The sequence below is a fragment of the Leptospira broomii serovar Hurstbridge str. 5399 genome, assembly GCF_000243715.2.
GTDB classification, from domain to species: domain Bacteria; phylum Spirochaetota; class Leptospiria; order Leptospirales; family Leptospiraceae; genus Leptospira_B; species Leptospira_B broomii.
In genome coordinates this window covers 1,099,239-1,122,594 of record NZ_AHMO02000008.1, presented here as the reverse complement: position 1 = coordinate 1,122,594, position 23,356 = coordinate 1,099,239, and the positions used below count along the sequence as shown (strand labels likewise).

The 23,356-nt window shown below is 43.3% G+C and carries 23 protein-coding genes; 13 read left to right on the top strand and 10 right to left on the bottom strand.

The window, feature by feature from the left end:
* Positions 1 to 99 precede the first annotated feature (99 nt).
* The 4 genes from zapE to LEP1GSC050_RS10790 all read left to right on the top strand — a co-directional run bounded on the left by zapE (position 100) and on the right by LEP1GSC050_RS10790 (position 3,444).
* The gene (zapE, locus tag LEP1GSC050_RS10805) at positions 100 to 954 is read left to right on the top strand and encodes an AFG1/ZapE family ATPase (protein WP_040911288.1); all 855 of its coding nucleotides are present in this window, start codon (positions 100 to 102) and stop codon (positions 952 to 954) included.
* A complete protein-coding gene (gene folK / locus LEP1GSC050_RS10800; protein WP_010571226.1) occupies positions 954 to 1,403 on the top strand; it encodes a 2-amino-4-hydroxy-6-hydroxymethyldihydropteridine diphosphokinase in 450 nt (149 codons plus the stop codon). The genes zapE and folK overlap by 1 nt, the downstream gene beginning before the upstream one ends.
* Positions 1,400 to 2,200: a 3-methyl-2-oxobutanoate hydroxymethyltransferase gene (panB, locus tag LEP1GSC050_RS10795; RefSeq protein ID WP_010571225.1), complete on the top strand. Its 801-nt coding sequence runs from the start codon at positions 1,400 to 1,402 to the stop codon at positions 2,198 to 2,200. The genes folK and panB overlap by 4 nt, the downstream gene beginning before the upstream one ends.
* 101 nt (positions 2,201 to 2,301) lie before the next feature.
* Positions 2,302 to 3,444, top strand: coding sequence for an N-acetylneuraminate synthase family protein (locus LEP1GSC050_RS10790; protein ID WP_010415725.1), 1,143 nt, complete (start codon positions 2,302 to 2,304; stop codon positions 3,442 to 3,444).
* Positions 3,445 to 3,633: 189 nt separating this feature from the next.
* Here LEP1GSC050_RS10790 and LEP1GSC050_RS10785 read toward each other — a convergent pair whose 3' ends face one another.
* Positions 3,634 to 3,981, bottom strand: coding sequence for an Hpt domain-containing protein (locus tag LEP1GSC050_RS10785; protein ID WP_010571224.1), 348 nt, complete (start codon positions 3,979 to 3,981; stop codon positions 3,634 to 3,636).
* Between the two features lie 168 nt (positions 3,982 to 4,149).
* Here LEP1GSC050_RS10785 and lpxA point away from each other — a divergent pair, with 168 nt between their 5' ends.
* Positions 4,150 to 4,929: an acyl-ACP--UDP-N-acetylglucosamine O-acyltransferase gene (lpxA, locus tag LEP1GSC050_RS10780; protein WP_010571223.1), complete on the top strand. Its 780-nt coding sequence runs from the start codon at positions 4,150 to 4,152 to the stop codon at positions 4,927 to 4,929.
* A complete protein-coding gene (gene galE, locus LEP1GSC050_RS10775; RefSeq protein WP_010571222.1) occupies positions 4,926 to 5,909 on the top strand; it encodes a UDP-glucose 4-epimerase GalE in 984 nt (327 codons plus the stop codon). Before lpxA ends, galE begins: the two co-directional genes overlap by 4 nt.
* On the opposite strand, the gene LEP1GSC050_RS10770 is transcribed toward galE, so the two are convergent.
* From LEP1GSC050_RS10770 to LEP1GSC050_RS10760, 3 genes are all read right to left on the bottom strand, one after another.
* Positions 5,893 to 7,476: an aldehyde dehydrogenase family protein gene (locus LEP1GSC050_RS10770; protein WP_010571221.1), complete on the bottom strand. Its 1,584-nt coding sequence runs from the start codon at positions 7,474 to 7,476 to the stop codon at positions 5,893 to 5,895. The genes galE and LEP1GSC050_RS10770 overlap by 17 nt on opposite strands.
* On the bottom strand, positions 7,473 to 8,852 hold the full coding sequence (locus LEP1GSC050_RS10765) for a proline dehydrogenase family protein (RefSeq protein ID WP_010571220.1): 1,380 nt from the start codon (positions 8,850 to 8,852) through the stop codon (positions 7,473 to 7,475). The genes LEP1GSC050_RS10770 and LEP1GSC050_RS10765 overlap by 4 nt, the downstream gene beginning before the upstream one ends.
* Before the next feature lie 242 nt (positions 8,853 to 9,094).
* A complete protein-coding gene (locus LEP1GSC050_RS10760) occupies positions 9,095 to 9,886 on the bottom strand; it encodes a M15 family metallopeptidase (RefSeq protein WP_010571219.1) in 792 nt (263 codons plus the stop codon).
* 168 nt (positions 9,887 to 10,054) lie between these two features.
* Between LEP1GSC050_RS10760 and LEP1GSC050_RS10755 the strand changes: the two genes are divergently transcribed.
* On the top strand, positions 10,055 to 10,399 hold the full coding sequence (locus LEP1GSC050_RS10755) for a TIGR04452 family lipoprotein (RefSeq protein ID WP_010571218.1): 345 nt from the start codon (positions 10,055 to 10,057) through the stop codon (positions 10,397 to 10,399).
* Between the two features lie 57 nt (positions 10,400 to 10,456).
* On the opposite strand, the gene recG is transcribed toward LEP1GSC050_RS10755, so the two are convergent.
* The 5 genes from recG to LEP1GSC050_RS10730 all read right to left on the bottom strand — a co-directional run bounded on the left by recG (position 10,457) and on the right by LEP1GSC050_RS10730 (position 15,505).
* Entirely contained in the window at positions 10,457 to 12,577 is a 2,121-nt protein-coding gene (gene recG / locus LEP1GSC050_RS10750) for an ATP-dependent DNA helicase RecG (protein ID WP_010571217.1), read from the bottom strand.
* The gene (locus tag LEP1GSC050_RS10745; RefSeq protein ID WP_010571216.1) at positions 12,558 to 12,959 is read right to left on the bottom strand and encodes a hypothetical protein; all 402 of its coding nucleotides are present in this window, start codon (positions 12,957 to 12,959) and stop codon (positions 12,558 to 12,560) included. The genes recG and LEP1GSC050_RS10745 overlap by 20 nt, the downstream gene beginning before the upstream one ends.
* Positions 12,956 to 13,633, bottom strand: a complete 678-nt coding sequence (locus LEP1GSC050_RS10740) for a hypothetical protein (protein ID WP_010571215.1) — start codon at positions 13,631 to 13,633, stop codon at positions 12,956 to 12,958. Before LEP1GSC050_RS10740 ends, LEP1GSC050_RS10745 begins: the two co-directional genes overlap by 4 nt.
* Before the next feature lie 4 nt (positions 13,634 to 13,637).
* On the bottom strand, positions 13,638 to 14,636 hold the full coding sequence (locus LEP1GSC050_RS10735) for a metallophosphoesterase family protein (RefSeq protein ID WP_010571214.1): 999 nt from the start codon (positions 14,634 to 14,636) through the stop codon (positions 13,638 to 13,640).
* A 176-nt stretch (positions 14,637 to 14,812) separates the two neighbouring features.
* Positions 14,813 to 15,505 (bottom strand): hypothetical protein, encoded by a 693-nt coding sequence (locus LEP1GSC050_RS10730; protein WP_010415703.1) that lies wholly within the window; start codon positions 15,503 to 15,505, stop codon positions 14,813 to 14,815.
* Between the two features lie 175 nt (positions 15,506 to 15,680).
* On the opposite strand from LEP1GSC050_RS10730, the gene LEP1GSC050_RS10725 reads away from it, so the two are divergent.
* The 5 genes from LEP1GSC050_RS10725 (at position 15,681) to LEP1GSC050_RS10705 (ending at position 22,163) form a co-directional block, all read left to right on the top strand.
* A complete protein-coding gene (locus tag LEP1GSC050_RS10725; protein ID WP_020987514.1) occupies positions 15,681 to 16,682 on the top strand; it encodes an NAD(P)H-dependent glycerol-3-phosphate dehydrogenase in 1,002 nt (333 codons plus the stop codon).
* Positions 16,683 to 16,933: 251 nt separating this feature from the next.
* A complete protein-coding gene (locus LEP1GSC050_RS10720; RefSeq protein WP_232225697.1) occupies positions 16,934 to 19,351 on the top strand; it encodes a tetratricopeptide repeat protein in 2,418 nt (805 codons plus the stop codon).
* A 224-nt stretch (positions 19,352 to 19,575) separates the two neighbouring features.
* Positions 19,576 to 20,904, top strand: a complete 1,329-nt coding sequence (locus LEP1GSC050_RS10715) for a hemolysin family protein (protein WP_010571212.1) — start codon at positions 19,576 to 19,578, stop codon at positions 20,902 to 20,904.
* A 36-nt stretch (positions 20,905 to 20,940) separates the two neighbouring features.
* Positions 20,941 to 21,477 (top strand): phosphopantothenoylcysteine decarboxylase, encoded by a 537-nt coding sequence (locus LEP1GSC050_RS10710; RefSeq protein ID WP_010571211.1) that lies wholly within the window; start codon positions 20,941 to 20,943, stop codon positions 21,475 to 21,477.
* 23 nt (positions 21,478 to 21,500) lie between these two features.
* Complete coding sequence (locus tag LEP1GSC050_RS10705; protein WP_010571210.1) at positions 21,501 to 22,163, top strand: phosphopantothenoylcysteine decarboxylase domain-containing protein; 663 nt, start codon at positions 21,501 to 21,503, stop codon at positions 22,161 to 22,163.
* On the opposite strand, the gene LEP1GSC050_RS21205 is transcribed toward LEP1GSC050_RS10705, so the two are convergent.
* Positions 22,160 to 22,285, bottom strand: coding sequence for a hypothetical protein (locus LEP1GSC050_RS21205; protein ID WP_016550745.1), 126 nt, complete (start codon positions 22,283 to 22,285; stop codon positions 22,160 to 22,162). The genes LEP1GSC050_RS10705 and LEP1GSC050_RS21205 overlap by 4 nt on opposite strands.
* Positions 22,286 to 22,395: 110 nt before the next feature.
* Here LEP1GSC050_RS21205 and murB point away from each other — a divergent pair, with 110 nt between their 5' ends.
* Positions 22,396 to 23,346, top strand: a complete 951-nt coding sequence (murB, locus tag LEP1GSC050_RS10700; protein WP_010571209.1) for a UDP-N-acetylmuramate dehydrogenase — start codon at positions 22,396 to 22,398, stop codon at positions 23,344 to 23,346.
* The last annotated feature ends 10 nt before the right edge of the window (positions 23,347 to 23,356 follow it).

Genomic DNA, 23,356 nt, shown 5'->3' with positions numbered 1-23,356 from the left:
TGCGAGCAGATTTTTAGTAACGCCGAAGAGTTTTCCGCCTTTCCTTTCGATTTTTCTTTCTTTCTCTCTCTTCTGACCCTTTCATACTGGGTCTGAAGCATGAACTTGAACGATTTAACCCCGATTCGGGCGGGATCTCCCGGCTGTAAAATTTGCGGAGGAGTGGGTTTCCTTTTGGAGGAAAACGTAAGAAACTCTTCCTCGGGAGTTTTATTACTCTGCTCTTGCATGAGCGATTCCTGTCGAACCTGTGATTCGAAAGGCAGACCTCCTTTTATGGTCTACGACGAAAGTCAAAATAAGATGATGTCCTGCGTCTGTCACGATGCCCGTATCGAATTGGATCGGATCGAAGCTTTGGTTAAAAAGGCCGGTATCCCGGCCAAGTATAAATATCGCACCCTGGATAGAATGGACACCGCCGAGATGTCTTTTTTGATCGCTCACGATTGGGCTCATGAACTGGTCATGAAATGGGAGGAACGCGGAAGATCGGCTCAGGGTTTATACCTTTGGGGAAACACGGGATCGGGAAAGACTTTGCTCGCTTGTGCAATATTAAACGAATTGATTTTACGTTATGGAATGGAATGTAAATACGCGAAAATCAATCGGGATTTTTTATCGGCCATTCGTGACACCTACCAAAAAGAGAGCGAAATCCACGGAATGGAACAGACGATCAAAAGACAATTCATGGAAGTTGAAGTTTTAGTATTGGACGATTTCGGAGCTAACAAAGAATCCGATTGGGCGAATTCTCAACTTTATGATTTAATCGATTCTAGGTATGAAGAGGAGAAAGTCACTGTACTCACTTCGAATATTTCCCTATCCGATTGGAAGGATAAGGCAGAAGGCAGAATCTTTTCTCGTTTGATGGAAATGACCAAGGAAATCCATCTGGATTGTCCGGATTACAGACTCAGTCATTCGGTTCATATGGAGGCATAATGGAACACCATGCATTTATCTGTCTCGGCGTAAATCTCGGGGATCGAGAGGCTTCCCTCAAGGAAGCGATTCGCAGGATCGAAGCCCGCTCGGATATGAAGATTCTTCGTAAAGGGACTCCGTTAAATACCGCGGCTTTGGAAGTGACAGATCAACCGGATTTTCTAAACCAACTTATCGAAGTTGTAACTTCTCTTTCGCCTCACGATCTACTCGACGTCCTTCTCGGAATCGAAACCGATATGGGTAGAATACGAACGAAAGACAAAGGGCCTCGTACGATCGACATAGATATCTTATCTTATGATCGACTCAGACTGCATGAAAAAGGATTACATTTACCTCATCATAGTCTATACACTCGTCCTTTCATTAAGGAATTATTGGAAGAATTAGGCGAAGGATCCTTACGGGATTCTTTCGGAAATCCTGAGGAGGGAATAGTATGAGAGATGTGCATAAAATATTTCCGAAAGGAAAGAAACCTCTCGAGAAAAAAATTTCGGTTCTAACCTGCTATGATTATATTTTCGCCAGGATACTAGGCGAAGCGGGTGTGGATTGCCTATTGGTAGGGGATACTCTAGGAGTAGTCGTCCAGGGTAATCGAACCACTCTTCCTGTCACTCTGGATGAAATGATTTACCATGCTCAAATGGTTAGGAGAGGAGCTCCGAATTCCTTTATCGTCGTCGATTTACCGTTTTTGTCTTATCAAGTTTCCTTAGAGGAAGGGATTCGTTCAGCCGGCCGGATCATGAAGGAAACTGATTGCGACGCCGTAAAATTCGAAGGCGGTAGTCCTGAAATTTTAGATCTTATTTATAAATTGGAAACAATCGGTATTCCCGTAATGGGACATATAGGATTGACTCCGCAATCGGTGAATGCTTTCGGCGGGCATAAAATTCAAGGTAAGGCTGAGGAAGATAAAACCCGCCTGATAAATGAAGCAAAAGGGATTTCGGAGGCCGGAGCCTTTGCGATAGTATTGGAGCTAATACCTTCGGTTTTGGCATCAGCGATCAGTTCTTCCGTTCCTGTACCGACTATCGGCATCGGAGCCGGAGCTTCCACTGACGGCCAAGTGTTGGTTCTCTACGATTTTTTAGGATTAAACAAAGACTTTCATCCTAAATTTCTAAAAACGTACATGAACGGCTATGAAGATGTATCCGAGGCCGTTAGAAATTACGTAAAAGAAGTCTCTAACGGAATTTTTCCCGGCCCAGAACATTCTCATTGAGCCTTTTCCCGCGGATTTCTTGACGTTCCGAGTATAACGTAAAGCCTGGAATGAGAATGGCTCCCGATCAGGGGGCATGCCCGTAATCGGGCGGAGGCTACGTGGACATAGTCGAACTCGAGAAAGGATATCCGGAAACCGAAGCCAAGATCAAGGCTCTTGCCGGGGAATGCGGTAACCAGACGGAGATTATCCGCGGTGCTGTCGTATCGGACACCATCCATTTCATCGGAGATACTCGTAAAATTTCCGAAAAAGAGGGCTATGTGAAGGAACTCCCAGGAGTAACTCGTATTTGGAACGTATCGCTTCCTTATAAGAATATCGCTCGAACGGCGGCCGGTAAAAACGGAGAAGTCGTTCATCGCGAAAACCGCATTGTTGAAGTGAAGGGTCAGGATGGACTCGTTCGCAAATTCGGAACCGGAAAACATATCTTCCTCGTGGGTCCGGATTCTCCTCAGACATACGATCAAACGGTTACTATCGCAAAGCAAGCGGTGGAAATCGGAAAGAAATTCGGAATCTTAGATCGAATTATTTTCCGCGGCGGTGCATTTAAACCGAGAACTAGACCTACCGATTGGAGAGGAATGGGTTGGGACGGTATCAAGCTTCTAGATCGGGTAAAAGAAGAGACAGGGCTTCCCTATGTGACCGAGGTAATGGATCATACGATGGCGGAAGAAGTCTCCAAACATGCGGACATGATCCAAATAGGAACTCGGAACGCTCAGGATTTTGAGCTCCTTGAAGCAGTGGGTCGTACCGGTAAACCCGTAATTTTAAAGAGAGGGTTTGGAAACGAAGCAATCGAATGGTTTTCAGCCGCCGAATATATTGCTAATCAAGGAAATTTGAATATTATTCTTTGTGAAAGAGGAGTCAAAACTCTTTTTATTAAAGAAGGCTATTGCAGAAATACGCCGGATTTAAACGTGATTACCCATGCAAAAAATCAAACGATTTTACCCGTAATTTTCGACCCAAGTCATGTGGCGGGAGACGATAAAATTGTGGTTTCGAATCTTTTGGCTTCCTTACCGTTTAATCCGGACGGTTCGATAACAGAAACTCTTCATGTAGAGGAATTTCGAAAGGAACAAATGTGCGACGCGGCTCAGGCGCTTTTGATGAGCTTGTACGAAAAAACCGTCGAAGCGATTCTCACTTACGAGGAAAAAATCAGACCGATAACCGATCAGGTTGATTCCTATTTTTTGGAACGAAAGGGTAAAAAATAGAATTGCCCTCTTTTCTTCATTTTAATCCGATCGGTTAAGTACGGGTTTTGGTCGACCAATATGAGTCGGCTGACTCCAGGTCTAAATTTAAAAGGGATCGCTATGGAATATTATAATTTATTTAATTAGATGATTTGTCGGTTCGCGAGGTCGTCGTAGCGATTTACTACCGTGGTATCTGCGTTCCGACTATTCAGGAAATTTCGGAGCTAGTTCCATTTTCGTTTTTTCCCAGAGTTCCGGTAATTCCGCGCATAACTTCAAGCTTCCGGTCAAATCCCCTTCTTTTAATTTTGATTCTGCATCAGTTACGGAAGTTTGTAACCCGATCAGGCCAAAATTAGCGGCGACACCTTTTGTCTGATGTAATTCGGCCTTAAGTTCGTTAGGTTTTTGTTCGGCTACGCATGATTTTATATTCTCCAAACGAGTGTTCATATTCTTACGCAGTGAGCGAACCATCTCTTCCAGCCAAAGCTTGTCCTCTTCGTCGTCTCCCTGTTTTAAAGATTCCAAACGAGACCAATCTATTAACATACTAACTCCCTCGAAAAGAAAAAGTCTTTGCCGATGATTCTATTCCATAATCATTGTCGAACGCGGTTCGGAACGACACAGCCAATCCTTCACCCCCATTTATTTATAGCTTGAATAAAAAATCCAGGTCGTTTTTCGTATTCTCGAAGATTTAAGAGGCGAAACAGAATGAAAATTCACCCTACAGCCATCGTCGATTCGAAGGCGGAATTGCACGAATCCGTCGAAGTGGGAGCATATACGATCATCGAAAAAGACGTGGTCGTCGGCGAAGGAACAATTATCGAAACCGGAGCCCGCATTTTTTCCGGAACGAAATTCGGCAAATTTAATCACGTTTATCACGGAGCAGTTATCGGAGTCGTTCCCCAGGATTTAGGGTTTGATCCGAATACCCCGACTAAAACCCTGATAGGCGACAATAACACGTTTAAGGAATATTCCAACATCCATCGCGGGACCAAAACCGACTCTCCGACTATAATCGGAAATCGGAATTATATAATGGGGAATGCACACGTAGGCCATGACTGTATCGTGGGCGATGATAATATTCTGACCCATGGACTGGTGTTGGCCGGTCACGTTACGGTCGGAAACAAAGCGTTTATTTCAGGATTGGTTGCCGTTCATCAGTTTTGTTTTGTGGGAGACTACGCTATGGTCGCAGGTTGCGCAAAGGTGGTTCAAGATGTTCCGCCGTTTACGACAGCCGACGGTAATCCCTGCACTATTATCGGACTAAATACGGTCGGTTTAAAGCGGGGAGGATTTTCTCCCGAAATTAGAGCCTCGATTAAGCAGGCTTATAAAGTCATCTATCATTCAGGAATGAATTATCGTCAGGCTATAGAGGCATTAGAGAAGCAAGGAAATCATTCTCCGGAAGTTCAAAGCATTATCGCATTTTTTAAAAACAGTGATCGCGGAGTCATGGATCACCGGTGAGGGTCCTCGTTACCGGGGGAGCCGGTTATATAGGAAGTCACGTCGTCGCGCTTCTATTAGAGAAAAATTATGAAGTTCTGATCGTGGATAACATGGAAAAGGGGAACGAGAAGAATCTTTTTCCTAAAGCCGAGTTTTTACACGGGGACATCCACGACCGAAAAATTTTAGAGAAAGCATTCTCACAAAAAATAGAGGCGGTCTTTCACTTTGCTGCTTGGAAGGCCGCCGGTGAATCGATGACCGACCCTAATAAATATGCTTTGAATAATATTGCGGGTTCTATCCAGCTTCTGACTTTCATGGAGGAAGTCGGAACGAAAAATTTCGTTTTTTCTTCATCCGCAGCGGTTTATGGGGCTCCGCAGTACCTTCCTTTGGACGAATATCATCCTTTGCAACCGGAGAATTACTATGGCTACACAAAGTTGGCTATCGAAGAAAATTTGAGATGGTATGATCGACTTAAGGGGTTTAAATACGCAGCTCTTCGATATTTCAATGCGGCCGGTTACGATCCTCAAGGTAGAATATTAGGACTCGAAAAAACTCCGGCGAATTTATTGCCGATCATAATGGAGGCGGCCGTCGGAATGAGATCCAGTATGGAGGTATTCGGAACCGATTATGATACGCCGGACGGAAGTTGTGTTCGAGATTACATTCATGTAAGCGATCTGGCTTCGGCTCACGTTTTGAGTTTGGAATATCTTCTTCGCGAGGGTAAATCCTTGACGGTTAATTTAGGAACCGGACTTGGACATTCGGTATTAGAGATTCTTAAATTAGCCGAAGAAGTAATCGGCAAGCCGATACCGTATAAGATATCGGGTCGTCGTGCGGGTGATCCTGCTAAACTATGGGCAAAGGCTGAACTTGCCGAGGAGCTTCTGGGTTGGAAATGCGTTTATAGTGATCCTAAAGTGATACTCGAAACTAGTTGGAAAGTCTATAAGGACCTTGCTATAGCTCAGGAATAAAACCGCGACGCATGGTGTTTTCGGTTATGGAAACCGGTTCTAAAAATTGCTTTAAATAATCCGGGCCTCCTGCCTTGGCACCGACCCCGGAGAGCTTGAATCCGCCGAACGGTTGTCTATCTACTATCGCTCCGGTAATCGATCGATTAATGTAAAGATTTCCAACCTCAAAAGATTGCTTAGCTAATATTATGTTATTCGGATTTCGTGAGTAGACTCCGCCGGTCAGGGCGTAATCGACTCCGTTTGCATATGCGATAGCTTCCTTAAAATTGCGAACTTTAAACATAGTCACAATCGGTGCAAAGAATTCGGATTGCCCTAACTCGGAATTAAAATCGTCGCTTTCTAACAGCAACGGATCTACGAAATGTCCCTGCGATTTTAAACCGGGAGAGATTTCTAATTTTTGGTATAGATTTGAATCGAATTTTTTCGCTAATCTTTCGATCCTTTCTTTCGATTCTACGTCGATGACAGGGCCGATTTTTGTTGAAGGATCTTCCGGAGGACCGGCTTTCAGTGACAGCAACGCTTCGGAAAACCGTTTACGGAAAATATCGTAGCAAGAATCCAATACGATTAATCTGGAAAGAGCGCTGCATTTCTGTCCTTGGAAACCGAATGCGGATTGAAGGGAACCTGCGACAGCTTCGTCCAAATCCGCATCCTCATCCACGATGATCGCGTTTTTTCCGCCCATTTCCGCAACGACGCGTTTAATAAATTTCAAATTCAATCCGGAAGTTTCGCGTATCATTTGCAATCCGACCGCCCTCGAGCCGGTAAAATTAACGGTGTGAACTTTCGGATGATTGACTAGGTAAGATCCAATCTCTTCTCCTTTGCCGGGCAAAAATTGAAGAGCTTCAACTGGAACTCCGGCTTCGATTAGGATTTTAAATAAAGTCCAAGCGATCGCAGAGGATTGTTCCGCCGGTTTCATAATAACGGTATTTCCGGTGACTAAAGGCGCGACAGTCATTCCGCAAAGAATCGCCAGCGGAAAATTCCAGGGAGCAATCACAGCAGTGACTCCTCTCGGGCGATATAAAAATGCGTTGTCTTCCCCCTCAAGATTTCTTAATCGAGGAGAGGAGAGTTTATCCGATTCTTGAGCATAAAATTCGCAGAAATCGATCGCTTCCGCAATCTCTGCATCGGTATCTTTGACGCCTTTGCCTACTTCCAGCAATATTAACGCGGTGAGTTCGTCTTTAGATTTACGTAATATTCCAGCGGCATTGCGGAGGATTGCGCTTCTTTCGAACGGGTCTCTCTCTTTCCAGGTTTCCGAAAAATCGGAGCATATGGAAACCGCTTGTTCGGCCAAATTTTTATCGGCGTATCCGATCGTTGCTACTTTCTCATTCAAATTCGCGGGATTTAAGGCCGCGTGCGTTTCCGATACTGAAATATTCTTTCCGTTAATAATCGGAAATACTCGAAGGGGAAATCCTTTCCGTATTTCATACAACCCTTTGTTTAGCTTTTCTCTTTCTTCTTGGAGGGAAAAGTCTCGAATTGGCTCGTTCTTCAAAGCTTGCGATTCGTTTCCAAAGTTCATGCGTTTGCCTTCTTATGAATGTCTAAAAGCTTGATTCTGTCGGTTTTTTTGGAGTAAATGTTCTTCAAAAAACCTTCATTAGTCGAATTTTCCAATAATCTACGAACTAAATATGCCATACCTGGAATGACTTCCCCAATCGGAGAATATTCCCGAACACCGACGCCTAATTTTCTGAGCGCCTTTTTGTAAGGATCTCCCATTCCGTAAAGCATCTGAATTTCATAATCTTCCTTCGGAATTTGTAGTTCGTCCGATAAGGTAAGAGCATAGGCGATACTTCGAATATTATGAGTTGCGAATGCAGGAAAAATATGCGGGTGAGATTTTAAAAGTAATTCCGTACATTGCTCGTAGTTGATATCCGTTTCGATTTTGGTAAGAAATACCGGAGGTTCCCATCCTTTTTGTCTGGATTGAACGATTTCGTATTCCCAATACGCGCCTTTTACTAATCTCACAGTCAGCGGATATTTTCGATTTTTAGAAATTTCTATTACCCTATTTAGATCCCGTAAAGAGCTTCGGAGATAGGCTTGTATGACTAGACCGAAATGTCGATAATCCTGAAATAACGGTTCGGAAAACAGCTCTAGTGCGGCGGTCAGTATAATTTCTTTCGTTTCATATTGTTCTAAGTCTAGATTTACGAAAATATTTTTAGACATTGCCAATTCGAAAACGGGCCGTAATCTATCCTTCAATACTGCAACCGAATTCTCGAATGCCAAGGGGTCGAGTTGCGAGTATAAAGCCGAGCATTTTACGGATACGTTCCCGTCGGCTTTTCTGTTCGGTAAAAATGAGCTTAATATTCGAAGTTTTCCATCGTCGGAAATATCCCTTATCAGAGTAAGATATTTTTGCGAATACTCGGACGCTTCGTTTTCTGAAAGAACGGCTTCTCCTAAAATATCGATCGTATTAGATATTCCGATTTTATAACGTTCATATATTGTCTTTTTGGCCTTGCCGTAATTCTTTCCAACTATAAAGAATCGTGCAAAGAAAAGGATCATTTTTCCGGTAATTCGGGAGAGTATGAAAGAGGAGAAAGGGTTCGATAAGAGCGCCATTAATCCGAATTTAAATATCCTCGGAAGTTCTGTCGGGCTTTCGATGAAGTATAAGCGAATATGATCGGAGATTTGCTTCCAGGTTTTTAAAGTAGGAAAAACGTCCGCAAAACGGAATGCTTGGACTTTCAAATTGGGTCGGTCATCCAAGATTGAAAGCGATTTGGAAAAAATGGAATAGGAACTAAAGATCGATGTCTCGAACTTATCGCTGGTTGAAAAGAGAGTAATTCCTTTCCGGATCACCTTTTCGTTTAACGAAGCGATTTCTTCGGACATGATATCGGTTTTCACATTCATGCTGCCAACAATTCTTAGACCGCCTCTATGCTTTAGAACGTTTCGGGTTTCTTTAAGCGATAAACGGAGAAGGAGGTCTTTCCCGAAAATCGAACCTTTCTAAAAACAGGCAAAGAAGAATATTTTCTTTTCGTTTTTTTTCTTCGGAATGAAGGAAAACTAGATAAAAATTAAAATGTTCGAAACAGACTTTTTACGCGCATGTGATTTAAGCGTGCTGAGTTTCGTTTTTCGGTAGTCATTTAGCGAATTGACTGACAATTAGGATTTATGCCGTGGACGTATTCGAGAGGCAATTCTCCTAGTACGTCGGAACCCAGGAATTTTCCGGAAAGATTTAAGGCGCCTTTTTTATAAGCCTCTTCCCAATCTTTTTGAAATCGGTTCGCTAATTTTGCATAAGACCAATGCCATTTTTCTTCGTTATATCCCTTATTCCCCCGTTCCGACTTCGGTGTATAAGGCTGACAGAAACCGTATTTTGCGGCATTTTTTGTCAGCCACCGGTATAGCTTTTCTCCGCGCCCTCCTTTCTCAAAATAAGAATTTTCTAAAGCGTTTAAATCTATATCGGTTCCCCAATGATGACGGGACGTTCCCGGTGCGCTCGAAAATTCCAAGATTAAGGAAACAATTTGAGTAGGCGATTTACCCTGGACGGTCTCTCTCATTTTTCGTTTTCCGACGAACTTATCTTCCCATATTCCCTTTTGATCATTGAAGGAACGTTGCGCCGATACGATAAATGGAATTTGCCTTTCTTCTGGATGATCCTTCTTGTAAGCCTCGACTAATCTCAGATAGGCGCTCAATGTTTCCTTCCGTAAAAGGAAGGCTCGGGAATCACCAGGGTTTTTATAAGATGCCAGAATTGTTTCGGAGGGGAATTGTCCGATTAAATAGGAGATCTGTGGTTGTCCCAAATACGGATCCGGATCGCTCTCTGCGAATCTATGTTGAGCAAATAAATAGATAGCCGATAATACTGTGAAGGAAACGCAAAACTTGAAGACCCGTAGGCTCATATTTTCCATTTTATCTCGGACAAAGGGAGAGAAAAGGGATTTTTGTAAACGATGAAGAACTGCTTGCTCGAGCGCTAGGCGAAAAAATCAACGAATCCGATTCGGTTTAGGAAGAAATTAGATTGAAGTTCGTTTAAAAACCGAAATTTCTTGTAAAAACTATTTTGGAGATTCCGGATGAAACGACTCGCCACTCTTTTTCTACCGCTTGCGCTATTTACGAATTGCTATGTGATAGACAAGATCGGACTTACTATCCCTGAGAAAGTAAAAGGCGACGAGGCTAAGAATAGAATCGTAACGAGCGCCGTTATCGGTGCATCCGTAAATCCGAACTCTTCTTCGATTATTGCTTTGGTTTCCTATCAACTTGCCAACGTGGACGAAAGTAAATATTATAATAAAACGGACGTCGATGATTGTGCAAATCGGGCTCTTCTGATTAACCTAAGTTCGCTCAAGATCGGCGGATTCGACTGTAATTTGGTAGCTGATAAGATAATTATTCCCTACGTTTACTGAGCTTTCTTAAAAGACTAGACGCTGCTGAAAACTTTCGAACGGAAACTTCGGAGGCTTTTAATTCGAAAATAGGAGAGCTCCTTCCGTAAACCGATTCGAGATCTCATATTTTTCGAGATCCCCGATGCTTCCGAATTTTTTGGCATCTTCTCTACTAACTTCTATCCATTCTCTATCTTCTCTCAGATCGGCGATTCTAAAGTCGGGCAGCCCGCTTTGACGGACCCCCAGGAGTTCTCCGGGACCCCTTAATTTAAGATCCGCTTCGGATAAGACGAAGCCGTCGTCCGAATCCAATAAAGCTTGAATTCGATATTTGGCTTCCTCGGTCGTTTGCGATTCCGTTAAGAGAATGCAAAAACTCTCGTGACTTCCACGACCGACTCGTCCGCGAAGCTGATGAAGCTGAGAAATCCCAAACCGATCCGCGTGCTCGATAACCATGACGGAGGCATTGGGTACGTCGACCCCGACTTCGATGACAGTGGTGCTGACTAAAATCTGTATGGAATTTTGCTGAAACGATTTCATCACTCTATCTTTCTCCGCAGCATCCAATTTACCGTGAAGTAGACCCACGGAAAACTCCGGAAATATTTCTTTCCTTAAAGTTTCATATCCCTCGATACAGGACTTAAGATCCGATTTTTCGGACTCTTCCACCAACGGATAAACGATATAAGACTGGCGACCCTGAGCGACGTATTTGCGAATGGAGTTGTATACTCCGCCTCTTCTGTCATTCGTAAACCAATGAGTTTTAATCGGCTTTCTGCCGGCAGGTCTATTTCGAAGAGTGACTAGTTCCAGATCGCCGTATAAGGTTAAGCAAAGAGTCCTAGGAATCGGAGTAGCCGTCATCGCGAGAATATCCGGATTTTTTCCCTTGGCTCGAAGCTTTTCCCTTTGTTCCACCCCGAACTTATGTTGTTCATCGATAATGACTAAACCTAGATCCTTGAATTCCACGTCGTCTTGAAATACGCTATGAGTCCCGATTATAAACGACGATTCACCCTTTTTGATTCGGTATAATTTTTCCGCGCGAGTCTTTTTGGGTTCTTTACCGACCAAAAGCTCGATTCCTAAAAAAGGCATATTCCCTAAAAAGTTCAGCACAGTTTGATAGTGTTGCCGCGCCAGAATCTCCGTCGGCGCGACCATGCATACTTGGATATTATTATCCGTATAACGAAGAGCCGTTAACAATGCGACAAGAGTCTTTCCGGAACCTACGTCTCCTTGCAGTAGGAAGGCCGCAGGTCTATCGTCCTTGGTGCCTTCCTCGATCTTAATCAGACTTTCTTTTTGATCCTGCGTAAGTCGGAAAGGCAGATTAGAAACGAGATTCTTAGCCGTCGGTGATACGGGCAAAGGCCAAAATACGCGGGGAATTTTTGCCCGTTGGGATTTTTTATACTCTATTAACAAATTAAAATAATATAATTCTTCGTATTTAAATCTTGTCCTGGCTTTCAGTAAATTCCCATCTTCCGTCGGGAAATGTATTTCTTTAAACGCTATCGCTCGCTGTAAAAGATTTCTTTTAGTAACGACTTCCTTTGGGAGAATTTCCGGTATTTTCCCTTCCAGAATCTCCAATGCATGAAATACCAGCCGTCTCAATCCTCTGGAATCCAGATGCTCTTCGCGAAGCGCTTCTGTCGTCGAATAAAGAGGTATGATTCTCCCGGTATGAATCGATTCCGGAAGGTCCTCCCCGCTTAGTTCGGCGTTGCCTCCGTAAGAAAGAACTTCGTAATCCGGGTGAATTAATTGAAAACCGCGAAAGTATTCCAGTTTGCCGGTTGCTGCGATCAGCAGACCCGACTGCAATATTCTTCGAAAATATTGAATTCCTTTAAAGAATACGAGACTGACCGACTCGTTATTTTTAGTCTTAGCGGAAACTACAAGTCTGGATTTTCTTCCGTGAGCAAGATAAGAATCTATTATCTCTAAAATAAGAGTTACCGATTCCCCCTGTTTCAAGAGAATATTTTCGGTAAGATTTCGATCCAAGTATTTGCGAGGAAACCAAAGCAGAAGATCTTGGAGCGTTTTTATTCCTACTGTTTCTAGGACCTCCTGCTTCTTAGGTCCTACACCCTTTAAAATTGCAACCGGACTGGATAATCCGACAGTGACAGTTTTTTTTTCAGAGGCCGAGTTCTTCATCCTGGATAGGTCGTGGTGGAGGAGAGTCTTTTCCGATTTCCTCTTTTACGGGACTCGAATCATCCAATCCGAGGTAACAATAACGGCAACCATAAATCCGAGCTTGTCGTTTGATGCCGGGGCTTGCCGGTTCGAAAAGTACTGCATAAAGGTATTCGTGCTTTTCCAATAATCTCCCGCATACGGGACAAATCCTAGGCCTTGGAAGATTCGGGTCCCAATTTCCGCCATAGACTTTTTTGGGATCCCCGTATTCCCCATTTCGATCTTTTTTTCGGAGTGCATCTTTCTTATCCATACGCTTGGTATCGACCGAATATAGCGCATGAAAAAACAAGGCCGCCGCGCCCAGAGCCGCAACCAACGTAAGAAAGGTAATCATTGCTTTAGATAATCCTTAATTTTGACGGCCATCGAACCGGGTAATTTTATTCCCATTTCCTCCAATCTTCCGGCATATTTGTGAAACGAATACGTGTGTTGAGAAGAGGTTATTATCCCATCAAAGCATTCTTCCACTGATTTCGAAATGCTCGCCCAAAGGGGAAGACGTTCTGAAATCATGTTTTCGTATCTATGCAAAAGTTTTCGGTTTACTCCTCTGCAAATCGATCGATAAAAACAGAATCGGATGATCAATGCGGAGGATTCGTTTCCATCCGCGATATCCTTTTCTAATTGATTGAGGTTTATGCAATCTACGATTTCCAATTTGTAAGCATTGGAATTATGTTCGAACGTGACCAAATTCAAAAACATATGCTTAAATAAGGAGATCTTATAGCAATTTTCCAAGCCACACTCGCCCATTTTGGTGTCTTCGCAACGGGTATACATCACGATATCCGTGTCAGAATCGACGGTCGCCTGCCCGAAGTTAAGCGATCCAAGAATATCAAACGCAACTTCGTCTCCTCCGTAATTAATCAGTTTGGAGAATTTCTTGAAATCTTCGATTCGTTCCCTGGATATTATAGTTTCATGCGACCTAAAGAATTTTTTTAAGCCGATGAACTTTCTTATCGTTTCGCTATCTTTAAAACCGGGAAGTGTCATTTTGCTAACGGATAAAATCTTCTGCCGATACTTCCGATTCAGGATTTGCCCGGATAAGCGAGAGCTTATCACTGGTACAATCGATATCGAGAAGCCAGCGGATAGAGTGATCCGATAGTCTATTTAATTTTACATTTTTTACAAGATCGTTTTCTAATTCCAGCTCGGTAAAGAATCCGCCAGGCTGAAAACCGAAAACGGAATCCACGGGACCAAAATTGGAGGGATTTAAAAAAATCGTTTTTCCTTTTTTTATGATCCCTTGATCTTCATGAACGTGGCCGGAAACAACCAAAGAGGGGCTATTATCGTCCAAATACCTACGAATTCCTTGCGATCCTATATGCCCAAAACTCGGAATTTTATCCAAATACCCGAAAGCCGGGTTATGTATCACAACAACGTCCGGTTTTTCTTCATTGAAGAAATCCTCCGGTTCGCTGTAACTTTTTCCGTTTCTATTATACTCGTGAAATTTAACGGCTAATTTTTCCGGAATTCCGGAAGTGATGATAGGAGCGCCGCCGTACCCCGCGAATTTTAGTCCGCTCATTTCGAACGTTTTTCTATGCAGATCTCTTTCGTACAGGGCGGTATATTGAAGATCGATATCGTAGTTGCCCGGTAATAGATGAACAGGGGCTTTCGCATATTTTTGTATGATAATTTCGATGAGCTCGTACTTTTCCTTCATCGTTTTTGAAGCTTGGTTAAAGAGTCTTCGGTATTCGTGCGACTTTTCTATGACTGCGGCGGGGTATTTTTCCGGAAAGCGAACTGCTCGTGTCGCATAATCGTAAGGATTAATTTCTTCTTTTTGATCCTCCGTGATCAAATACATCTCTTCTTGGAGGGTTACGAATTCTATAATGCGCTCCGGATTGAAGAAGGCCTTGTATATGATGTCTCCGGAAAAAAGGTACAAATCACACTCGGTTCCGAGTAAGACTTCTTTTAGGCCTCGGAGGCCGTCATGAATGTCCGTGAGGTAAATTATCTTCATTAAGATCCTTTCCTAGTGCACGGTAAACCGACTGAACGCCGTTCAAGCGGTAATCAAACTAATTCTCCAAAGGCACCAAAGAATGTCCAATCAGAAACCTTATTTTGCGACTCAAACTTTTTAAGAATTCCAAGAAGAGTTATTTGAAATCTAGAAAAAATCTCGTCTAAAGATCTTTAGTCTCTCCAGAGCATCAAAAGGCTGTCTTCGTTTTCGGATATCGGTTCTATTCGTAAATAATCCGGCCCGAAAAAGTCTAAAAGCGGTTTTAGGATCGTGTTGGATCTTACGAACAGGAAAACGTTTCCCTTTTCCGGTATTACTTTTTGGATTGAAACCTTACCTGCAACTTCCGGAATTTCCGCTAGAAAATAATTTAAATCTATCCGAACCTCGTTGCCTACTTCGGTAAGGGATAATATTTCGGGAACTTCCTCTACGATCTGCTCCAAAATTAATCTTCGATGAAACTTAAAGACCTTGGAAAAAAATCGGATCGGATCAAAAGATCGGGGATTATGATCGTATAAGCGAAAAGATTCGATTCGGAAAATCACTCTATTCCCTTCAACACGCACCGGACGAAGCGAGAGTTTGAATTTAACGTAATCCGTTCTAAGAAGTCTGGACCAGGTTAGTCCTTTGATGCAATAATGTCCTGAAAGTAATAGAATTCCGCTACCGGCATCCAAAACTAAAGACTCTAGATCTTCAGTACCTTCGACGACTTTTTTCCGGAGGACTTTATTCAAGGAATGTAAAAGAATCGCGATGCGATAATTACTCTTAGTAGAGCTTTCAATGCGGGAAGAATTCCCTGATAATAGATCCAAAAGATTGAATCCCGGAAGTTTCCGCAAGTCCAGCATGGGAAGGACAACGGTAGCGTTTCTATTTATGACGGTAAACTCATTTCCAGGTTTTCTAGAATTTCAGTAAGAAAGAACGGGTAAGAGTTCCGGATTTTTTTCTTGCCGCCGATCGGTTTGCCGAACAGGATCATCGTTTCCTTAGAATCGAACAATATTTAGAAGGGGTTTTGGGATGCAGATCGGAGTTATCGGGTCGGGAAGTTTTGGAACCTCCCTCGGAGCCTTATTGGCGGATAAAGGTTACGAAGTGACCCTTTGGGCGAGAAGTAAGGATTTAGTAAGAGAAATCAACGAGCATCACCAAAATGAAAAATACCTTCCGGGGATTCGCCTTCCGGATAATCTAAATGCCAGTCCGAATCTGGAAGATGCGGTAAAAAATAAGGATATGATCGTGTCTGCTCCTCCTTCTCACGTAATTACCGATATTTTACGAGAAATCAAGGCATACTTACCCGAAAAAGCCCCGATCGTATCTGCGAGTAAGGGAATTGAGAACGGGAGTTTGAGATTGGTTTCGGAGATTTTCGAGGCTGAATTGCCGGGTAAATTTCATAGTCATCTATCGTATCTTTCCGGACCTAGCTTTGCAAAAGAGATCGTAAGAAGAGTTCCCACGATCGTAAGTATCGCTTCAAAAAACGAAGCTACCGCGAGAAAGGTTCAGGAAATTTTCAGTTTTACCTATTTTAGAACCTATTGGACTCCGGATGTAATCGGAGTCGAAGTCGGGGGTTCATTAAAGAATGTGATTGCGATCGCGGCGGGAGTCAGTGACGGGCTTGGGTTCGGGCAAAATACCAGGGCAGCCTTAATTACGAGAGGGCTGACTGAAATTTCGAGATTAGGGGTCAAGCTTGGAGCGGATCCGTTAACCTTTTTGGGTCCATCCGGCATGGGCGATCTAATTTTGACATGTTGCGGGGACGCATCTCGGAACCGGACGGTCGGTTTTCGGTTAGGAAAAGGAGAAAGTCTAGAATCCATTCTGGGTGGAATGACCGAAGTGGCGGAAGGCGTTAAAACTTCCAAAAGCGGATACGAGTTATCAAAGAAGCTAGGGATTGAAATGGCGATTACGACCGAAGTATATAAAATGCTTTACGAGCATAAGAATCCGAAGGATGTTGTTAGGGACCTCATGAGCCGAGATCTCAAGAGAGAAGGACTCTGAAAGCCGAACGGCCCAAGAAACGAACTTCTTTGTACCGGCACACTTTCCATAATTCCTTAAGTAATTTTACGTTTTTCTTCGAACGAAGTCTCGTCATCTATTCATTACTTTTCTGTACAGCATGTTCATCCTTATCCGCACAAACAAAAAACGATTCCGGCTGGGTAGGATCTCCGGGAAATTTTTCGCTTAATATCGAGGGAAAGTCGGTATTCAACAAGGATTCCGATGTTTCGAAGTTCCCGGAGGGCTTGAATTTACCTCAAAAATCGGAATACGTACTTCTAGTGGGGGAGTATCTATTAGTAAATAAGGATTCCGTTAAGTTCTCCACTTTGATGAATTTAATTCGTCAGGAAAAAGATCTGGGCCTTGCGGAAGTTCTCCTGTCTTATTTTCAAGATATCTATTTTTCTCGTAAAGGAACCGGGGAAAAAATCCTAAAATTTTGGAATCCGCCTAATAATAACGCCTATTCAAGGCAACTAACGGATTCCGTACGGAACGTTCTTCTGCATAAGAAATCTCCGGAAAAAATAAAATGTTCCGTCAAGAATGAATACTATTCGCTATGTAGAACGCTAAGACTCGGAGCATATTTCTCCGATTTCAAGCAGGGGGAAAGCGACTACGGAAGAGAATATACGAACCTACATCGGGTAATCGCTCCCTTTACGGAAGAATCGGAACTGAGACATATTCCGTTTCTTGGTCATTATCTACCGGGGGTTTCCGATTATTTAGCGGAGCTAGGTTTGTCCAAAGACGCGGTTCATTTTAGCAAAATCGGAATCGTAACCGAAAATTTGGGCGGTCGAATGGTTTCACATTCTTATGAAAAACTCGCCTATTATTACCTAATCGACGGTGATTTTGCCTCCGCTGAGAAAGTTTTGAAATACATTTTGGACCGACAAGGTGAATTGGCTCCAGCGTATAAAAATTCAATTTATTTAAAGTTGGGCGCTCTTTCCTACTTATCCGGCGATAATGCAAAAGCTCTCGATTATTACCTGAACCTAGACTTCTTGGACTGGTCTACTCGGATTTCGCATCCGTTTCTGGGCGAGCCGATTTCGATTAATAGCGCCCGTGATTTGGTTTCGGTGGCAGTATGGAAATCCAAAAATTCCTTTAAAGCGGTGGACGCTCTCAATTCCGTAAGCACTCCCAAGAATTTAACCGAGGACGATCTATTTACCCGCCTTCGGATCATTCAAATACTGTTTGAAGACGAGCCGGATGTGGCCTCGAAAATGGCGATGGATCTAAGCTTTCTCGCACAGAGCAAAGGCTGGAGAAGAGTGGAATATTCGGCCACTCTCTTACACGGATTTCTTCAATTAAAAACCAATAATCTACGAAAAGCGATCATTGAATTTACGAAGGCCTACGGCATTCTGAAAGATACGGACCCGTCTTATCGCGAGGAATGGATTCGCTTAAACGGTCTTTTTCTATCTCACCGTGAATCCGCAAATACACGCGGGGTCAAAGGATTTTTAGATCAGGCGATGAAAATCGCGGCGGCGGGGTATGCCGACGATAAGATTTATGAAATTAAGAATTATCTTCCGCTTGCCTATGGAACGAAAAACCTGGAAACGACGGCGATAGATTTTTATACGAGACATGGATATTTTAATGATTTATTGTCGCTAATGATCCATTCCGAAACCAATTCCGATCTGGCGGAAGAAGGATCTCCTTCCGAACTTTCTTTAATACGAACACATAATAGAATTTTAAAGTACAAAGGGTTTTATCCGCCTGGACGAGAGCCGTGGAAATCCAGTTGGTCCGAAATTCGTTCCAAGGAAACGGTACGAGCTCGGGAGGATTTCGATCCGTTTAAGAACGCGAATTTAAAAAAAGTCGCCCATCCGGTTTTGGCTTTATTTCAAAAAGAGAAGAAATTGTACCTCTTTTCTAAAGACACCGACCATTCGTCCGAAATCGAAGTGAAAGAGTTGAATACGGACAACGTTTCAAGTTATTCGGCTCAGTCTGCACTCCGAACGGCAATCGAGACATTTTCGAAAAAAGACAAAGTACAAGTGTATCTGAATCTTGTCGGAGTGGAGGCCGTGGAGTACTTAAAGCGGGAATATCCTAACATCGACATTCAATTATTTCGCAGATTCGATAAACGGGACGAGGGTGATGTTGCGAAAAAAATACTCGGCCCTTCCTGCGGGGAGCCGTTTCCGAAAGCCTCCGTGGAGGGCGACGGTCATCTTCAATGGCATTCCTTTACACCTCAATATTTCGACGGGGTCCGATTGCTTCCCGGAAAATCAGCGATGCTAGTTTGGAATTTGGGGACCTATGGAAAGTCGCCAGGCGGTTTAAAGGATTACGAATGGTCTTGCGGCAAGAGCTCTGTTTCCTTTCGAAAGTTAAAGAGAAGAATCGATTTTCGAAATTTACCGGATCGGATTTTATTTACTAAGGACTCGTTAAGCGGTAGCGGCTGGATCGATAAATCCGAGGATTTCCTAGATTGGACTCGGTTTTGGCTTTCTGCAGGAACTCATAGAATGTATTATATTCCGAATTGGGATCCGAGTTCGGAATCCGACATAAGTTTGGCGGAAAAATTCGCGCACGAAACGGGAGATTCTGTCCTAGGCCCAAAAGTTTTGAAACTCGTTCGACATTTGGAATAAAGGAGATTTGTGTCGTTTTGCATTCTATTCGACGAATTTTTCATTTTTTTCATCCCAAAACACTCGACACGGGATGGTTTTTAAGGGACAGTATCCTCAAGAAAGATGGACCCCGATAGTAGTAGCCGGAAAATTCCGGACCGACAAGGTCGTTACGAGACCAAAATTATTCCTTACCGCCTTACAAACTTAATTCAAAAATTTTTCGGAAATTCGAACCGTTGATGGACGCGATCGGCTTTTTCGTAATTCTCATTCTTATTTTTGCAAACGGCTTTTTTGTGTCCGCTGAATTCGCGCTAGTATCGATTCGGCCTTCCCGTTTGGAAGAGATGATTCGAGACAATCGTCCGCTCGCACTGCTTACAAAAAAAGCGGCATCGATGTTAAACGACATGCTTTCCGTATGCCAAGTCGGCATTACGATCGCAAGCCTTCTATTGGGCTGGGTTGGGGAAGGGTATTTGTCCGGATGGATCGAACTGATTTTTCGATTCATAGGATATCCGGCTTCGGAATTGACTGTTCATGGTCTCGCAGTTGCGCTCTCGTTCGCGTTAATTACGTTTTTGCATATTCTTTTGGGTGAACTGCTCCCGAAAACGATTGCAATCCAGAAAACGGAACAGATCGCATTGCTAACAAGCGTTCCTATTTTCTTTTTCTATTACCTTTTTTATCCGATTACGTTTTTCTTAAATGGAATGACGTCTCTGATTTTAAAATCGATCGGATTTAAGGAAGATGCTCATCGAATCATTCATTCTCCCGAAGAATTGATGATTTTAATTCAGGAGCAAAATCGTCAAGGGACGATCGATAAGGAAGAATTCCAGATCATCCAAAATACTTTCCAGTTTTCGGAACATCTATCTAAGGACGTTATGACTCACAGATTGAGTATTGTGGGTGTTCCCGCAGATATGTCCATGGAAGCAGTCTTATCGGTCATTGCGGAACATCACTTCTCTAGATACCCTGTTTACGAAGGAACGACGGACAAGATCATCGGAATCATTCATGTCCAAGCATTTCTCGCATGGCTTTCTTCCCCTAAAAGAAATAAGAAAGCGAAAGTTACGAATATCATGCAACCCCCCATATTCGTGCCCGAGAATATGTCGATCGAGAAGGTACTGCAGAAATTAAGAAGCGCGAATCAACATATGGCAATCGTTATCGACGAGTACGGCGGAGTGTCGGGATTGCTAACTCTCGAAGATATCATAGAGGAAGTTTTCGGCCAGATTAGGGACGAAACCGACGATCATGAAACGGATCCGGTGCCTAGCGATATTCCCGATGCGTTTGATATCGACGGCGAGACCGAATTGGACGAGCTGAAAGAGATCCTAACCGGTATTGAAGAAGAAACGCTGAACGACATAAGAACCATCGCGGGTTTTATCTTGGATAAATTGGAAGATATGCCTAAGGAAGGGACGGAAGTTCTGATTCCCGAAGGGAAATTGAGAGTGGAGAAGATGGACGGGAATAAGATTATGACCGTTCGCTTCACTCGACAATCGCAACCTTCCTCTTTCGCGATTTAGGTTGTAACTCGCCGGTAAATAGGAAATTCTATTAACATGAACAAGAAGGATATCTTGATTGCAGTTTCGGGAAGTATCGCTGCATTCAGAACTTGCGAATTAGTTCGAAATCTAACCAAAGAAGGGTATCCTGTTTCGGTCATTATGACCGAGCACGCGACCAAATTCATCGGTCCTATTACCTTTGAGGCACTAACGGGAAAGAAAGTTAGAGTCGACGAATATGAGCAAGGAATGGCCCATATAGACGCACGTAATTCCGCCGCGGTATTTGCGGTAGTACCTGCGACTGCGAACATTATCGCAAAAATGGCAAACGGAATCGCCGATGATCTTGTAACCTCCACGTATCTTGCGGCGAATTGTCCGGTGTTGATCGCTCCAGCTATGAATCCGAATATGTTTCTGCATCCGAGTACCCAAAGAAATTTGAAATTACTACAGGCAGACGGCGTAAAAATCCTGGACCCTCAAGAAGGTGTAGTCGTTTGCGGTGACGAAGGATATGGAAAGTTGGCCGACATAGCCCTGATTCAGGCAAAAATTCTAGAAGCTTATCTTAAATTCGTATAATCGATTCTAAAGATTTATATAAAATGAATATTCAGAAAATTGTAATCAGTTCCGGGCCGACTCGGGAATGGATCGATCCAGTCCGATTTATCTCCAACGCTTCGTCGGGTAAGATGGGTTTTTGCATTGCGGAATCGGCGTTGGATTGGTCGGATAATATCGTTTATATTCGAGGCTTGACTCAACCGGAATATTCAAATCCTAAAGGGGCACGCGTAATATCCGTCGAAACCACTTCCGAGATGCAACAAGCGATACTTACCGAAATGGCCTCTAATACCGTTTTAATTATGGCCGCAGCGCCTGCGGATTTTCGTCCGCTCTTGAGTAGCGAGGCTAAAATCAAGAAAGAAGACGGGACTGAAATTATCTCATTGGAACTAACTAAGAACCCGGATATTTTGGTTTCGGTCAGCGCCAAAGTGACTGCGGAGAAGTATGCGAATACTCGCTTAGTCGGCTTCTCCGCTGAGACCCATAAGCTTGAAGAACATGCAATCGGAAAATTGCAGCGTAAAAACTTGGACTATATCGTCGGAAATTACGTAAGCAAAGAGGATACGGGTTTTGGCGATCGTGATACGAGCGTTACTGTTTTCGGAAAAGATGGATCGAAAAAAGAAATCGGTCCCGCTTCAAAGCAAGACATAGCTAAACAACTTATAGATTATCTAAGAAGTCGTTAAACTAGCCCGGCAAGCTTTTCTTGATCAAGCGCTAGGTTGATGACGGAATCAAAATAAGTATCCCAGTCGGATCTCCCGGAAGCATAATCCTGATATACCGATTGCAATAGTAGGTAGAACATATGCCGTCTCCTAAAAGAAAGTTCGGACCCTTGCCTACGAAGCATGAGCGGTTTTTTTCCTTCCCGACTTTTTTCTTGCCTGTATATTATCTAAGGGAAACCTGAAAAAAGTGCCCATTCTGGCTTTAGCTCAAATTCGGGAGTTAAAAGAGTCCTTCTCCCAAAAGCGAATTCCATTTAGGGAAAGCGTAGACCTCTCCGTACATTGCTCGTTTAAGATCGGTGGAGTATGTCCTGTCGTCGTCGAACCCGAATCTGCCGAGCAGATTCAAGAAATACTCCGGATTTTTTCCCGTTTGGAAATGCCATGGAAAATTTTAGGAGGAGGAACGAACGTACTGATTTCCGATCATCCTAACGATTTAACCGTATTACGATTAAACGGGGTATTTAAGGAATATGACGATCTGGGCGACGGCTTATTTCGAGTCGGCGCTGCGACAAACACGACCCCGATCTTCCGACAAATTTCGCAGAAAGGATATACGGGCGCCGAATTTTTGAGCACGATTCCCGGTTGGACGGGTGGAGCAGTGATTCAGAATGCGGGGTGTTACGGAGGGGAATTCTTCGACTTAATTCGAGAGGTAGAATTCATACGTAACGATGAAATTATTAAACGAACCCCGAAGGAAATTCTTCACGGATACAGATTCACGGAATTTCTGGAAAAGAAAGATTCGGTCATCTTATCCGCACTAATTCAACTGAAACGGGGAGATCTAGAAGAGATCGAAGCTTCTTTGAAGGAAAAGCGAGATAGACGAAATTCTTCCCAGCCCCAGAATAAAAAGAGCGCGGGTTCAATGTTCAAAAATCCAAAAAAGTTCGAAAACGGAGTGGAAATAAAGGCCTGGCAATATATAGATCGAGTAGGATTGAGAGGTAAACTTGTAGGTGGGGCGCAAATTTCTCCGGAGCACTGCAATTTTATCGTAAATGTCGGAAGCGCCAAGGCAAGCGACGTTGATACTCTTGTGAAAACGGTTCAGGAAAAAGTGGAACGAGAATGCGGAGTACTTTTGAATAGGGAAGTCGAATATTTTGGATCAGTACCATAAACCAAGGATG